This is a genomic window from Actinoplanes sp. NPDC049548, from assembly GCF_040676695.1.
GTDB lineage: Bacteria > Actinomycetota > Actinomycetes > Mycobacteriales > Micromonosporaceae > Actinoplanes.
The window spans coordinates 331,828-344,738 of sequence record NZ_JBFAPM010000006.1 but is presented as its reverse complement, the minus strand read 5'-3'; the positions used below and the strand labels follow the sequence as shown (position 1 = coordinate 344,738).

At 72.4% G+C, this 12,911-nt stretch carries 12 protein-coding genes; 4 read left to right on the top strand and 8 right to left on the bottom strand.

Features of this window, described 5'->3' with window-relative positions; translation table 11 throughout:
- Positions 1–3: 3 nt before the first annotated feature.
- A complete protein-coding gene (locus tag AB0J80_RS15385) occupies positions 4–630 on the bottom strand; it encodes a DUF4126 domain-containing protein (protein WP_364704963.1) in 627 nt (208 codons plus the stop codon).
- 59 nt (positions 631–689) lie between these two features.
- Here AB0J80_RS15385 and nucS point away from each other — a divergent pair, with 59 nt between their 5' ends.
- The gene (nucS, locus tag AB0J80_RS15380; RefSeq protein ID WP_364704961.1) at positions 690–1,349 is read left to right on the top strand and encodes an endonuclease NucS; all 660 of its coding nucleotides are present in this window, start codon (positions 690–692) and stop codon (positions 1,347–1,349) included.
- Here nucS and AB0J80_RS15375 read toward each other — a convergent pair.
- The 3 genes from AB0J80_RS15375 to AB0J80_RS15365 are packed head-to-tail and all read right to left on the bottom strand — an operon-like array spanning position 1,346 to position 4,993.
- The gene (locus tag AB0J80_RS15375) at positions 1,346–2,842 is read right to left on the bottom strand and encodes a DUF6297 family protein (RefSeq protein WP_364704959.1); all 1,497 of its coding nucleotides are present in this window, start codon (positions 2,840–2,842) and stop codon (positions 1,346–1,348) included. The two genes, nucS and AB0J80_RS15375, sit on opposite strands and share 4 nt — an antisense overlap.
- On the bottom strand, positions 2,839–3,480 hold the full coding sequence (locus AB0J80_RS15370) for an ATP-binding cassette domain-containing protein (RefSeq protein WP_364704957.1): 642 nt from the start codon (positions 3,478–3,480) through the stop codon (positions 2,839–2,841). Before AB0J80_RS15370 ends, AB0J80_RS15375 begins: the two co-directional genes overlap by 4 nt.
- Positions 3,481–3,499: 19 nt before the next feature.
- Positions 3,500–4,993, bottom strand: a complete 1,494-nt coding sequence (locus AB0J80_RS15365; protein WP_364704955.1) for an aldehyde dehydrogenase family protein — start codon at positions 4,991–4,993, stop codon at positions 3,500–3,502.
- Between the two features lie 92 nt (positions 4,994–5,085).
- Between AB0J80_RS15365 and AB0J80_RS15360 the strand changes: the two genes are divergently transcribed.
- Together AB0J80_RS15360 and AB0J80_RS15355 are read left to right on the top strand one after the other, a co-directional pair.
- On the top strand, positions 5,086–5,367 hold the full coding sequence (locus tag AB0J80_RS15360) for a hypothetical protein (RefSeq protein WP_364705084.1): 282 nt from the start codon (positions 5,086–5,088) through the stop codon (positions 5,365–5,367).
- A gap of 11 nt (positions 5,368–5,378) precedes the next feature.
- Complete coding sequence (locus AB0J80_RS15355; protein WP_364704954.1) at positions 5,379–6,182, top strand: alpha/beta hydrolase; 804 nt, start codon at positions 5,379–5,381, stop codon at positions 6,180–6,182.
- A 1-nt stretch (position 6,183) separates the two neighbouring features.
- On the opposite strand, the gene AB0J80_RS15350 is transcribed toward AB0J80_RS15355, so the two are convergent.
- The 4 genes from AB0J80_RS15350 to mce all read right to left on the bottom strand — a co-directional run bounded on the left by AB0J80_RS15350 (position 6,184) and on the right by mce (position 11,536).
- Positions 6,184–7,377 (bottom strand): AI-2E family transporter, encoded by a 1,194-nt coding sequence (locus tag AB0J80_RS15350; protein ID WP_364704952.1) that lies wholly within the window; start codon positions 7,375–7,377, stop codon positions 6,184–6,186.
- Positions 7,378–7,563: 186 nt separating this feature from the next.
- Positions 7,564–9,294: a Laminin subunit beta-1 gene (locus tag AB0J80_RS15345; protein ID WP_364705082.1), complete on the bottom strand. Its 1,731-nt coding sequence runs from the start codon at positions 9,292–9,294 to the stop codon at positions 7,564–7,566.
- Between the two features lie 222 nt (positions 9,295–9,516).
- Complete coding sequence (locus AB0J80_RS15340; RefSeq protein WP_364704950.1) at positions 9,517–10,821, bottom strand: DivIVA domain-containing protein; 1,305 nt, start codon at positions 10,819–10,821, stop codon at positions 9,517–9,519.
- 280 nt (positions 10,822–11,101) lie between these two features.
- Complete coding sequence (gene mce, locus AB0J80_RS15335) at positions 11,102–11,536, bottom strand: methylmalonyl-CoA epimerase (protein WP_364704948.1); 435 nt, start codon at positions 11,534–11,536, stop codon at positions 11,102–11,104.
- Positions 11,537–11,685: 149 nt separating this feature from the next.
- Between mce and AB0J80_RS15330 the strand changes: the two genes are divergently transcribed.
- Positions 11,686–12,870, top strand: a complete 1,185-nt coding sequence (locus AB0J80_RS15330) for an acetyl-CoA C-acetyltransferase (protein WP_364704946.1) — start codon at positions 11,686–11,688, stop codon at positions 12,868–12,870.
- The last annotated feature ends 41 nt before the right edge of the window (positions 12,871–12,911 follow it).

Sequence of the window (12,911 nt, the reverse complement as noted above, 5' to 3'; positions counted from 1 at the left end):
AAGTCAACCAAAGAGTCGCTGCGTCCCGACACCCTCCGGCGCCCGCCGTTCCCTCCTGCGCCGCCGGCGCCGCCTGATCACCCACACCGCGGTGAGCACGAGAAGAACGAGTCCGAGCAGGACGAGCACCGGCACCAGGATCGCCAGCAGCGACAGGACGACGCTGGTGAAGTCCTCGGCCGTGCTGGCGACGGGAGCGCCGATCCCGGCGGTGGAGGCGTTCACCACCGGCCGGGAAGCCGCCTTCACGCCGTGCACGCACAGGGCGATCACCACACCGGCGGCGACCGGGACCCACTGATGCGACCCGAAGAACGAACCGGGATCCGACACGGTGACCGTCTCCGACGACGACCCGGCCCCGAACGCCAGGCCACCCGCGGTCGGCCGCACCACCGTCTGCACGACGTCGTTCACGTGGTCGACGACGGGCACCTTGTCCGCGACCACCTCGACGGTCAGCAGCACCGCGAGGATGACCAGCACCCACCCGTTCGAGAGCCACTGCCACCCCGCCGGCAGGTCGATCGTGCCGGTGAACCGGTCCAGCAGACCCATCATGAGCAGGGGAATGTACGCATTCAGCCCGGCGGACGCCGCCAGGCCACTACCGGTGAGGGCTTCGAGCACGATCTCAGCATGGCACCGCCGCGCTCGCCCCGCCCGGAGGCGGAAGCTACCCTCGTGCGGTGCGTCTGGTCATCGCGAAGTGCTCCGTGGACTATGTCGGCCGCCTCTCCGCCCACCTCCCCCCGGCGGTACGCCTGCTGATGGTCAAGGCCGACGGCTCGGTGTCGATCCACGCCGACGACCGCGCCTACAAGCCCCTCAACTGGATGAGCCCCCCGTGCAAGCTCCAGGAGGCACCGGGCGTCTGGAAGGTGGTGAACAAGGCCGGCGAGGAGCTGCGGATCACCCTCGAGGAGATCTTCCAGGACACCTCGTACGACCTGGGCGTCGACCCGGGCCTGGTCAAGGACGGCGTCGAGGCGCACCTCCAGGAGCTGCTGGCGGCCCACCCGGAGACGTTCGGCGAGGGATGGACCCTGGTCCGCCGCGAGTACATGACCGCGATCGGCCCGGTCGACCTTCTCTGCCGGGACGCGAACGGCGCGGCGGCAGCGGTCGAGATCAAGCGCCGCGGCGAGATCGACGGCGTCGAGCAGCTCACCCGCTATCTGGAGCTGATGAACCGCGACCCGCTGCTCGCCCCGGTGCAGGGCGTCTTCGCGGCCCAGGAGATCAAGCCGCAGGCCCGGGTGCTGGCGACGGACCGGGGCATCCGATGCGTCGTCGTCGACTACGACAAGCTGCGCGGCATGGACCGCAATGAGCTCACGCTCTTCTAGTCGCTGAGCTCCACACGGTCCGTCGCGGTCGTGCCGCTGAGGTAGGCGCGGGCGCCGAAGATCCCCACGCCTGCCTGCACGACGACGCCCGTCCAGGTCAGCGGCTCGCTCTGGGCGATCTGCACGACGGTCGGCAGGCCCAGCAGCAGCACGTCGACGCCGGCGATCGCGGCGAGCAACGGTCCGGTGGACAGTGAGCCCATCGGCGTCTCCAGCGGCAGGAGCGAGTTGTCGACGAACCCCGTACGCGCCTTGCGGACCGCCGCCACGGCACCCACCGGGCCGAGCGCGAGCCCCAGCGCCCACCACGGGCCTGCCGGCAGGTCGCCGAGGCTGCGCAGGAGGATGAGCGCGGCGGCGTACCAGAGGGCAGCGAGGACGCCCGGCACCCAGAGCCGGTGCAGGACGGCCTTGCGGGAGCTGAGCCCCAGCATGCGCAGCATCCAGGGGTTGCCCGCGTCGGTACGCACGCTCGCCGTGGTCACCCCGCCCGCCACCAGACCGCCGACCAGCACCGCTGAGGCGAGGACCCAGCCCGGTGCGTTGCTCAGCAGGGCGGGCAGGGTGGTGGCCCCGGCCAGCCACAGCATCCGCCGGGGGCGTCGGCGGACCATGAGCAGGTCCTGCGCTGTCAGGACGGGGATGCGGGGCGACAAGCGCCGTGACCGGAGCCTGCGGCGGGCCCAGTAGCGTCGTTCCATCATCTCGGTGACGAACGACGGTTCCACGCCGAAGGCCGAGTCGGCGAGGGTGCCCGCGGTCTTGGACGCCTCCACGATGCGGTCGTTCGGGGTCCACTCGAGCCGGCGGGCGGCGAGGAGCCAGAAGACCACAGCGACCAGGGCCAGGGCGGTCACGACCGCTGCCAGGGTGGGAGCCGGTGGCCACCCGGACATGGCCGGGAGAGCCGCGCCGGCCGCGTCGGTCACCAGGGCGGCGAGGCCGGCGGCCAGCAGCAGGTACGCCAGGTCGTCCGAGCGGGCCGACCACCAGCGGTCCGCCTGCGCGCCGAGCGCCACCAGGAGCAGGCCGCCGCCGGTCAGCGCGCCCAGAGCAGGCAGAAGGGCCGCCGCGTCGGGCACCGGCCGGGTGACCGTGTGGCCCAGGATCGCGAAGCCGCCGAGGGCTCCCGCCGCGGCCGCGGCCACCGTTGCCCACCAGAGCGAGGGCAGCAGCAGGCGGCGGCGGCTGACCGGGGCGGTGAGCAGCCAGGACGTGGCCGGGCGGCTGAGGCTGAGCGGGCCGAGGCGGCGCAGGACCAGGTACAGGGCGCCGGTGACGGCCAGCGCGAGACCCGCGCCGGCCAGGGCCGAGGCGTGCGGCGAGGCGGGCCAGAAGACCGCCGCCAGTTGCCGGTGCACCATGCCGCCGACGATCGCGACGAACAGTACGGCGAAGTAGAAGTTGCCGAGGGTCTCGCCGCGTTCCTTGTGCGCCGACTGCGTCCGGCGTACCCATCGGCGTACGCCCGCGACGCTGACCGCAGTGGTCATACGGCGACCAGATCGGCCATGCCGGTCACGGTGGTTCCCGATGCCGCCGCGAAAGCGTCGTCGTGGCTGGCCATGAGGAGGGTGCCCCCGCCCTCCCGGTACGCGGCCAGCATCGCCGCCACCGCGGCGCGGCCCTCCGGGTCGAGGCGTTGCTCGGGCTCGTCGAGGATCATCAGCCGGCTCGGGCGCAGCAGGGCCAGGGCCAGGGTGAGCCGCTGCTTCTGGCCCGACGAGAGCGACGGGGGAATCGCGTCGGCGTGCGAGGCGATGCCGAAGCGGTCGAGGGCCTCGTCCACTCCGGCCTCGTCAGGGTCCAGGCCGTGCGCGCGGCAGACCAGTTCGGCGTGCTCGCGGGCGGTCAGGCCCGGATACCAGGTCGGCGGCTCCACGGTGGTCACGACGGCGCGCCAGAACTCCGGTGTGGAGCCCGGCGGGCCGCCGAAGACCTCGATCTCGCCCGCGTCCGGCTTCTGCAGGCTGGCGATGCAGCGCAGCAGGGTGGACTTGCCGATGCCGTTCTCGCCGGTGATGCAGACGCCGGCACCGACCGGCACGGTCAGGTCGACGTCGACGAGCACCGGGGTCGAGCCGTAGCTCACCGACAGGCCGCGGACCTCGACAGCGGTTTGATCCACCACATGACGCTAGCAAGGGCCGTCACGGGCGGCGGCCGTACAGCAGCTTCAGCGCCTTGACGATGCGCTGGACCTGGGCGGGGGTGCGCTCGAACGTCATGGCCGGCAGCAGCGAGGGCGCCCGGCGTACCGTGATCGCCTTGGGGATGCCGAACTCCCGCAGCCCGTCCTCGCCGTGGATGCGGCCGAAGCCGGAGTCGCCGATGCCGCCGAACGGCAGGTTGGCCATGCCGACGAAGCTCAGCGTCGAGTTCACCGCCACCATGCCGGTGCGCAGCCGGCGGGCGATGCGGATGGCGTTCGCCTTGCCGAAGACGGCGCCGCCCAGCCCGTACGGCAGCGCATTGGCCTTGGCGACCGCCTCGTCGGCGTCGGCGACCTTGGTGATGGTCAGCGTCGGCCCGAACGTCTCCTCGCGGATGGCGGCGGACTCCTCCGGTACGTCGACCAGCACGGTCGGCGCCACGTGCGGGGGCTGCACGGCCCCGGCCCCGCCGAGCACCGCCCTGCCGCCGCTGGCGAGCGCGTCCTCGATGTGGCGCCGGACCACGTCGAGCTGGCCGGGCATGGTCATCGGGCCGATCTCCTCGCCGACCTTCAGCCTGCCGGCCTTGGCCACCACGGCCGCCACGAACGCGTCGTAGACGGGCGCCACGGCGTACGCGCGCTCGATGCCGATGCAGGTCTGCCCGGCGTTGGTCATGGCACCCCAGACGGCGGCCTCGGCCGCCGCGTTCACGTCGGCGTCGGCGTCGACGATGAGCGCGTCCTTGCCGCCGGCCTCGATCAGCACCGGCGTCAGCGTCTCCGCGCAGGCCGCCATGACCTTCTTGGCGGTGGCGGTGGACCCGGTGAAGGCCAGCTTGCCGATCCCGGAGCGGCAGAGTGCGGCGCCCACGTCGCCGAGGCCGTGCACGGCCTGCAGCACCGGCTGCTCCGGTACGACCTCGGCGAACGTGTCGACCAGCCACTGGCCCACGGCGGGCGTGTACTCGCTGGGCTTGAGCACCACGGCGTTGCCCGCGGCGAGCGCCCCGGAGATGGGGCCCAGCGGCGTGAGGATCGGGTAGTTCCAGGGGCCGATGACGCCGATGACCCCGTACGGCTGGTACTCGAGGTGTCCGGCGTGCTCGGCCAGCAGCAGGCGCGACTTCACCCGGCGCGGGCCGAGGACGCGCTTGGCGTTACGGGCGGCCCAGTCCGTGTGCTCGATCGCGGCGCTGGCCTCGACGACGGCGTCGGCGACCGGCTTGCCCGTCTCGGTGTGGGTGAGGGCGGCAAGCTCCTCCACCCGCTCGGCCAGCAGGGCCCGCCACCGGAGCAGTCGGGTCCTGCGCCCGTCGAAGCCCAGGCCGGCCCACCAGACGAACGCCGTGCGGGCCCGCTCGACCGCGGCGGCCACGGCGGCGGCGTCGGCGACGGGCACCCGGCCCGCCTCCGCCCCGGTCGCAGGGCTGGTCGAGATGAGGACGCCGTCCTCGACCACGGGCATTCCGGGCGTACGCGTAGCCGTCATGAACGTGAGTTTAGGTCGTGTTCAGGGCTCCATGTAGGCTGGATATCGTGAGCCCCCGCCGTAATCGCCCGCGCCGCGATGCGCCGTCCCTGATGCCGGACGAGCGGGTCCGCAAGGGCGTCGAGGGCGTCCAGCAGTATCAGGACGGCGAGTGGCTGGTGCGGTCGATCTTCGGCGGGGCTGCCGTGAAGACGTACCGGTGCCCGGGCTGCCTGCAGGACATCCGGCCCGGCGTCGCCCACGTCGTGGCATGGCCGGCCGACGACCGCGGCGACGCCTCCGACCGCCGCCACTGGCACACCGGCTGCTGGCGGGCCCGTGACCGGCGCGGCCCGGTGGTGGAGCGCTCGCGCAACGCTCCCCGCTATGGGTGAAAATCAACGACGTGAGCAACCTGATCCGAGCCAACTCCGTCCTGCCGGCCCGCCGGGAGGACATCGACCTGCACACGGCCGACGGGCTGACCCTCGTCGGTGAGCTGGCCCGGCCGCTCGACCGTGACCCGGTCGCGACGCTGGTCTGCCTGCACCCGCTGCCCACCCACGGCGGCATGATGGACAGCCACGTCTTCCGCAAGGCCGCGTGGCGCCTGCCCGCGCTGGCCGGCATCGCGGTGTTGCGCTTCAACACCCGCGGCACGTCCAGCGTCCGCGGCACCAGCGAGGGCACCTTCTCGTCGGCGGTCGACGAGAAGTACGACGTGGCCGCCGCGATCGAGTACGCGGAGTTCGAGGACCTGCCGAACGTCTGGCTGCTCGGCTGGTCCTTCGGCACCGACCTGACCCTCATGCACGGCCTGGACCCGGCCGTCGCGGGGGCGATCCTGCTGTCGCCACCGCTGCGCTTCTCCGCGGAGGAGCACCTGGCGGCCTGGGCGGCGTCCGGCAAGCCGGTGACCGCCCTGGTCCCCGAGTTCGACGACTACCTGCGACCGGACGCCGCGGTGGAGCGGTTCCGGGCGATCCCGCAGGCGGAGGTGGTCGGCGTGCCGGGGGCGAAGCATCTGTGGGTCGGCGACGCGGAGCGGGTCCTGGACGAGATCGTGCGCCGGGTCGCCCCGGACGTGCCGGTGCCGCTGCCGCGCGAGTGGGACGGGCCGATGGAGGCGGGCGACATGAACGCGTACGCCGACCGCACGGTCGCCGCCTTCGCCGAGGTCCCCGTCCCGAAGCCGCTCGCCGACGGCTGAGCTACTTGCGTTCCATGCTGGGGTTGACCACTTCCCGGATGATCAGCTGCACGGCGGCCACCATCGGGATCGCGATCAGCGCGCCGAGCACGCCGAAGAGGCCCACGCCCAGCAGCGCGGCCGTCACCGCCGCCACATCGCTGACCTTCACCGAGCGCCGCATCACGTTCGGGTAGATCAGGTAGTTCTCGATCTGCTGGTAGACGATGAAGAAGACGAGGCAGACGATGCCGTTCGTCAGCGAGTCGGCGAACCCGACCAGGGTCACGATCACCGCGCCCAGGGTGGCGCCGATCTGCGGGATGAGGTCGCAGACGGCGACCACCACGGCCAGCGCGAACGGGTACGCCAGCCCGATGATCAGCGCCAGCACCCACGTCGAGATGCCGGCCAGCACGGCGATGGCGATCGCACCCACCATGTACGCGCCGACCTTGGAGAGGATCTCGTCGGTCAGCAGCCGTACCCGCGTCCGCCGGGTGGCCGGGACCAGGGCGTAGGCGCCCTCCTTGATCCGGTCGAACGCCGCCATGAAGTAGATGACCAGCACCAGTACGGTCAGCACGTTGAAGATCGTGCCGAACAGCAGCTTCGCGCCGCCCACCACGCCGCCGAACGCGTTGGTTACCGTGCCGGCGTCGATCGCGCCTTGCACCTTGTTGACGATGTCGTACTGCTGGATCAGCTCGTTGATCGTCTCGTTGCGCTGCAGCGCCTGAATGAAGCCGGGAACGTTCTTGATCAGTTCGCCGGTCTGCGTGATCAGCGGCGGGATGAGCGCGAAGACACCGCCGCAGAGCAGCAGCACGACGGTCAGCGCCATCACCGTGACAGCCAGCCAGCGCGGCAGCCCCCAGCTGCGCAGCCGCACGATCGCCGGATTGAGCCCGATGGCCAGGAACAGCGCGATGAAGATCAGCACCAGGATCGAGGCGGCGTTCTGCAACCCCAGGAAGATCCCGTACGCGCCCAGCAAGCCGAGCCCGCCGAGCAGCCCCACCAGGAACGGGTTGCGCCGGTTCAGCGGTGGCCCGGGAGTGCCGAACTCACCGCTGTGATGCGCCTCCTCGGCCGCATCGCGGGGCTCGTCCGGCCTGGCGTCGGGCGGCGGCGCGACCGCGGGCGCCGCGGTCTCCGCACCGGACGAGCCGGGAGCGGCCGGCTGCGCCGAGCCGGCGGGCGCCTCGTCCGTCACCTTGTACCTCCACGCTGACCAGGGAGGTCACCCGCGGCGACCCGACATCCCGGCGGGCAATGTATCGGTACGCGCACATGCCCGCCACCCGCCGGGCCGAGGCCCTGCCGGTGATCCACTCCGTGGGGTCGACGGGGTCGGCGGGGTCGGCGGCTCGACGGCTCGGCGGCTCGGCGGCTCGGCGGGTCAGTCGGCGTCGACGCCGACGCGGCTGGCGGGCCGGGTCGTCACCTTGGCCGATGCCGTGATCTTGCCGGTGCTGGTGCCGGCCGGTGCCGGGGACTTGTCCGCCGCCTGCTGAGCCGGCGACGGCTTGCCCGGCGCGGGCTGCGGAGTGACCGCCGCCGTCCCGGTCGCCACCGCGCCGGTTCCCGGCGTCGCGGTGCTGCCAGGCGCGGGGGCGGTGGCCGCTGCCGGGGCGCTCGCCGTCCCGGTCACCGTGCCGGCCGGTCCGGAGCCGCCGGCCGGTCCGGAGGTTGCCGCCGGTCCGGAGCCGCTCGCCGGTCCGGGGGACGCCGGGGCAGAGGTCGCCGGGCCGGAGGTTGCCGGTCCGGAGGTTGCCGGGCCGGAGGTTGCCGGGCCGGCGCTCGCCGGGCGTGAGGTCGCCGGGCCGGGAGCCGGAGCGGCCTGCGGCTCGTCGGCGTCCTCGGCGTCGTTGTCGTCGTCGGGCGACGCGGCCGCGGCCAGCACCGCCGCGGCGGCCAGCTCGGCCACCCGCTTCGCTTCCTTCTGCACCTGCCGCCGCACGTCGGCCGCGTGCCGCTCGGCGGCCTCGCCGGCCCGCTTGGCGTCCGCGACCCGCGTCAGCTCGGCGTCCAGCTCGCGCTTCACCTCGGCCAGCCGCTGCTGCACCCGCTCGGTCTCGCGCTCCGCGGCGGCCGCGCGCTCGGTGGCGTCGGTGACCTTCTTCTCCGCGGCCGTGGCCTTGGCCTGAGCCGCCTCGAGGTCCCGGGCCGCCGCCGCGATCTTGTCCTGCTGGCCGGCGATCTCCTTGCGGACCGCGGTGGCCTGCTCGTCGGAGCGGCGCAGCACCTCTTCGGCGTACTTGTCCGCCTCGCTGCGCAGGTCGGCGCACTGCTTCTCGACGGCGGCGCGCATCTGGCCGAGCTCCTGGACGACCTCCTGGCGGCGCTCGCCGACCTCGCGCTCGACCTTCGCCTTCAGCTCCGCCACCTCGCGCTCGGCGTCGGCGCGCAGCTTGGCGATGTCCTGCTGCACCTTGTCGCGCAGCGCCTTGATCTCCTGGTCGGCCTGCACGCGGGTGGACTTCGCGTAGCCGTCGGCCTCGGAGCGGATCCGCTGCGCCTCCTGCGCGGTGCGGTCGGCGAGCTGCTGGGCCTCGGCGCGGGCGCGGGTGAGGGTGGACTCGGCCTCGGCGCGCATCTGCTCCGCCGACTGCCGGGTGGCGGCCAGCGACTTCTCGACCGCGGCGCGGCGGGCGACGTCGGCCTTCTCCTCCTCGGCGCGGCGGGCGGCGAGGGCGATCTCGAAGTCGCGGATGCCGTTGTGCGCGTGGGCCTCGGCCTCGGCGCGGATGCGCTCGGCCTCGGCGAGGCGGGCTGCGATGTCGTCCGTGGCGGAGTTCTTGATGTCCTCGGCGACCTCTTCGGCCTTGGCGAGGATCTCCTCGACCTTGGGGCCGAGGTGCCGGAACGACACCTCCGCGCCGACGCCGGGCGAGCGGCGGGCCTGGGCCAGCTCCTGCTGGAGCCGGTCGATCTGGCCCATCATCGCCTGGTTCTGCAGCTGGGCGTTGTCCCGCTCGCTGATCAGCGTGGCGATCTCGGTCTCGGCCCGGGCGACGTACCGCTCGACCTGTTTCTTCTCGTAACCCCGCAGGGCGGTCTCGAAGCTGGGCTCCGGTGGCGTCTCTCCACCCAGGCCGAAGATTTCCCCGCCGTGCGACATGCTGTCCATCCTCACATACGTATCGTCCCGGCAAAGGCGGATACACACCTGCCTGGTCGGACTGCTACGTCTAAGCAAATTGTCTGGGAACAGGCTACGCGCGAACGCAAAAGGCCGTGCCGGAGCACTCCGGCACGGCCTGCACGCAGGTCTCGCACACAGCCCACCCGGTCTCCTAACCGTGGCCCACCCGTCGGGGTGGCGCAACCGGGGTCCCGAGTGGCGAAAGACTCAGCTCGTCTTCGCGGCCACCTCGGACTTGCCCTCTTCCGCATCGTCCTCCGAAGCCCGCTGGGCCGGGGTGTCGGCCTTGCCGGCGTCGGCCTTCTGCACCGTCTCGGCGGCCTTGGCCGCGGCGCCCACCGTGGGCACCAGCCCGGACAGGCCGGAGAGCATCTGGCCGAGCTGGTTGGTGACCTGGTCCTTCTGCCGGGTCAGGTCCTCGACCTCGCGCTTGGCGGCCTGGGTGGTGAGCTCGGCCTCCTGACGGGCCTCGCTCAGCAGGCGCTGCGACTCGGTGCGGGCCTCGGTGACCATCTTGTCGGCGTGGGCGCGGGCCTTCTCGACCGTCTCGACGGCGTTGCGCTCGGACTCGACCCGGCGGGTCTCGGCGCGCTGCTCGATCTCCTTGGCGCGGTCCTCGGCGGCGCGGGCGCGCTCCTCGGCCTCGGCCACCATCCGCTGCGTGGCGCTGACCTGGGCGGCGTGCCGCTCGGACTCCTCGCGCTCGGCCTTCTCGCGGCGCTCGGCGATCTCCAGCGCCAAGGCCTGCAGGTCCTTGTCGCGCTTGTCGCGGGCGTCGGTCAGCAGCTTGGTCGCCTCGGCGCGCTTCTCCTCGGCCTCCCGGGCCGACTTGGCGCGCAGCTGGGTGATCTCCCGCTCGGCGGTGGCCCGCAGCGAGGCCACCTCCCGCTCCACGGTCGACTTCAGCTCGGCGACCTCGTGGGCGGTGACCGTACGCAGCTGCTTGGTCTCGCGGTCGGCGTCGGAGCGCAGCGTGTCGGCCTCGCGCCGGGCCTGCACCCGGGCTTCGGCTGCCTCGCGTTCGGCGTGCGTCCGGACCTGCCCCGCCTCGCGCTCCGCGGTCGCCTTCATGGCGGCCGCCTCGGCACGAGCCTTGTCCGTGATCTCCCGCGCTTCCAGCCGCGCCGCGGAGAGGATGCCCTCGGACTCCCGCTTGGCCTCGCTACGGTGATCGTTCGCCTGTTCTTCCGCCAGCCGCAGGATCTGCTCGACCCGGGTGCCCAGCCCGGAGAGGGTCGGCCGGTTGTTCTCCTCGAGCAGCTTGTTGCTGTCCGCAAGCTTCTGCTCGAGGGCGTTCAGGCGCTGCTCGGCCTGCCGGAGGCGGCGCTGCGCGTCGTTCATCCGCTGCTCGGCCTCGCCGCGGGCCTGCTCGGACTGGTTCAGGGCGGCGATCAGCCGGCCGAGGTGGGCGTCGACCTGCCCACGGTCGTATCCACGCAGGACAACGGTGAAGTCGTGCTGCGAATTTGCGGTTTCGAAAAACGCGAGATTGGCATCCTGCTGCTGGGGCATTGCGACATACTGGCAGACCCCCCAGGGGGCTACGCAAGACCGTACGGGCCGGGTATTCCGCCCTAAGATCACCTTCGCCCTGCCCGCCGAGGGGGTGTGTCGGCCGTTCGGGTGGCGCCGCCGCGGAGATGCCCGCGGAGCGTTGTCGCGCCGCTACCTGCTGTGTAGCGCGGATCCGGAAGATCGTCTCATAGCGGCGCCGTGCGGCGCTCCTCGATGCCGACGATCCTGCCAGTCCGCAGCGGCGGCGTCAGGACGTTTCACCCTCAAGGCGTACGAATCAGGCCGGCTGGACGAGCTCCACGAGCACTCCGCCGGCGTCCTTGGGATGGACGAAGTTGATCCGCGAGCCCGCCGTGCCGCGCCTCGGCTCGTCGTAGAGCAGCCGGAGCCCCCGGGCGCGCAGCGCGGCGCTCGCCGCCTCGACGTCCGCGACCGTGTAGGCGAGCTGCTGCAACCCCGGTCCGTTGCGGTCCAGGAACTTCGCGATCGCCGAGTCGGGGCGCAGCGGGGCGAGCAGCTGGATGCGGGCGCCGGTGCCGTCCTCGGCTGCCGCGACCATGGCCTCCCGGACGCCCTGCTCTTCATTCGTCTCCTGGTGCACGCAGTGCAGCCCGAAGGTGCGCGCGTAGAAGTCGAGGGCTTCGTCGAGGTCGGCGACCGCGATGCCGACGTGGTCGACGCGCAGCAGACCGACGGCCGGAAGATTGTCCATGCCGGAGAGTGTGACATTCTCGCACTTGCTCCCGCTGGGTGACATAGCGCTCATCCGGCTACGCTGACCTAACCATCGTTCAGGCGTCGCGGCCGGATCTCCACGAGGGGCGTCGTCCGCGTCCCTGCAGCCTCGAAAGCGAAGCTTCCGTGACCAGTTCGGTGATCGTCAGCGGCGCCCGTACCCCCATGGGCCGCCTCCTCGGCAACCTCAAGAACGTCCCCGCCACCACCCTCGGCGGCTACGCGATCGCCGCTGCCCTCGAGCGCGGCGGGGTGGCCCCGGAGCAGGTGCAATACGTGATCATGGGCCAGGTGCTGCAGGCGGGCGCCGGTCAGATCACCGCTCGGCAGGCGGCCGTCGCGGCCGGCATCCCGATGACCACGCCCGCGCTGACGGTCAACAAGGTGTGCCTCTCCGGCCTCGACGCCATCGCGCTGGCCGACCAGCTGATCCGTGCGGGCGAGTTCGACATCGTCGTGGCCGGCGGCATGGAGTCGATGACCAACGCGCCGCACCTGATGCTGGGGCAGCGCCAGGGCAAGAAGTACGGCGACATCCTGGTCCGCGACCACACGGCGTACGACGGCCTGATGGACCCGTGGGACGGCATCTCCATGGGCGAGTCGACCGAGCGCAGCGGTGCGGGCCTCGGCATCACCCGCGCCGAGCAGGACGCGTTCGCCGCGCTCAGCCACCAGCGTGCGGCGGCGGCGCAGCGGGAGGGCCGCTTCGCCGAGGAGATCGTGCCGGTCAAGGCGGGCCTGCGCGACGTCGACAAGGTGATCGACACCGACGAGGGCGTACGCCCCGACGCCACGGCCGAGTCGCTGGGCGGGCTGCGGCCCGCGTTCGCCAAGGACGGCACCATCACCGCCGGCAGCGCGTCGCCGATCTCGGACGGCGCCGCGGCGGTCGTGGTCATGAGCCGGGCCAAGGCCGAGGAGCTGGGGCTGACCTGGCTGGCGGAGATCGGCGCGCACGGCAACGTGGCCGGCCCGGACAGCTCGTTGCAGGCCCAGCCGGCCAACGCGATCAAGCATGCGCTCGGCAAGGCCGGCCTCTCCGTCGGCGACCTCGACCTGATCGAGATGAACGAGGCCTTCGCCCAGGTGGTGATCCACTCGATGCGCGAGCTCAAGGTCAACGAGGACATCGTCAACGTCAACGGCGGTGCGATCGCGCTCGGTCACCCGATCGGCATGTCCGGCGCCCGGCTGGTCCTGACGCTGGCGCTCGAGCTCAAGCGCCGCGGCGGCGGCACCGGTGCGGCGGCGCTGTGCGGCGGTGGCGGGCAGGGTGACGCGCTGATCATCAAGGTTCCTACGGCATGATCGAGTGCACCGAGCGACGCCTGGCGTGGGCGGCCGGTGAC

What these genes read in the sequence shown, in the direction of transcription:
- AB0J80_RS15365 (WP_364704955.1), bottom strand. Translation starts at nt 4,993, where the DNA reads ATGACGGCTACGCGTACGCCCGGAATGCCCGTGGTCGAGGACGGCGTC.
- AB0J80_RS15375 (WP_364704959.1), bottom strand. Translation starts at nt 2,842, where the DNA reads ATGACCACTGCGGTCAGCGTCGCGGGCGTACGCCGATGGGTACGCCGG.
- mce (WP_364704948.1), bottom strand. Translation starts at nt 11,536, where the DNA reads ATGGACAATCTTCCGGCCGTCGGTCTGCTGCGCGTCGACCACGTCGGC.
- AB0J80_RS15340 (WP_364704950.1), bottom strand. Translation starts at nt 10,821, where the DNA reads ATGCCCCAGCAGCAGGATGCCAATCTCGCGTTTTTCGAAACCGCAAAT.
- AB0J80_RS15345 (WP_364705082.1), bottom strand. Translation starts at nt 9,294, where the DNA reads ATGGACAGCATGTCGCACGGCGGGGAAATCTTCGGCCTGGGTGGAGAG.
- AB0J80_RS15360 (WP_364705084.1), top strand. Translation starts at nt 5,086, where the DNA reads ATGCCGGACGAGCGGGTCCGCAAGGGCGTCGAGGGCGTCCAGCAGTAT.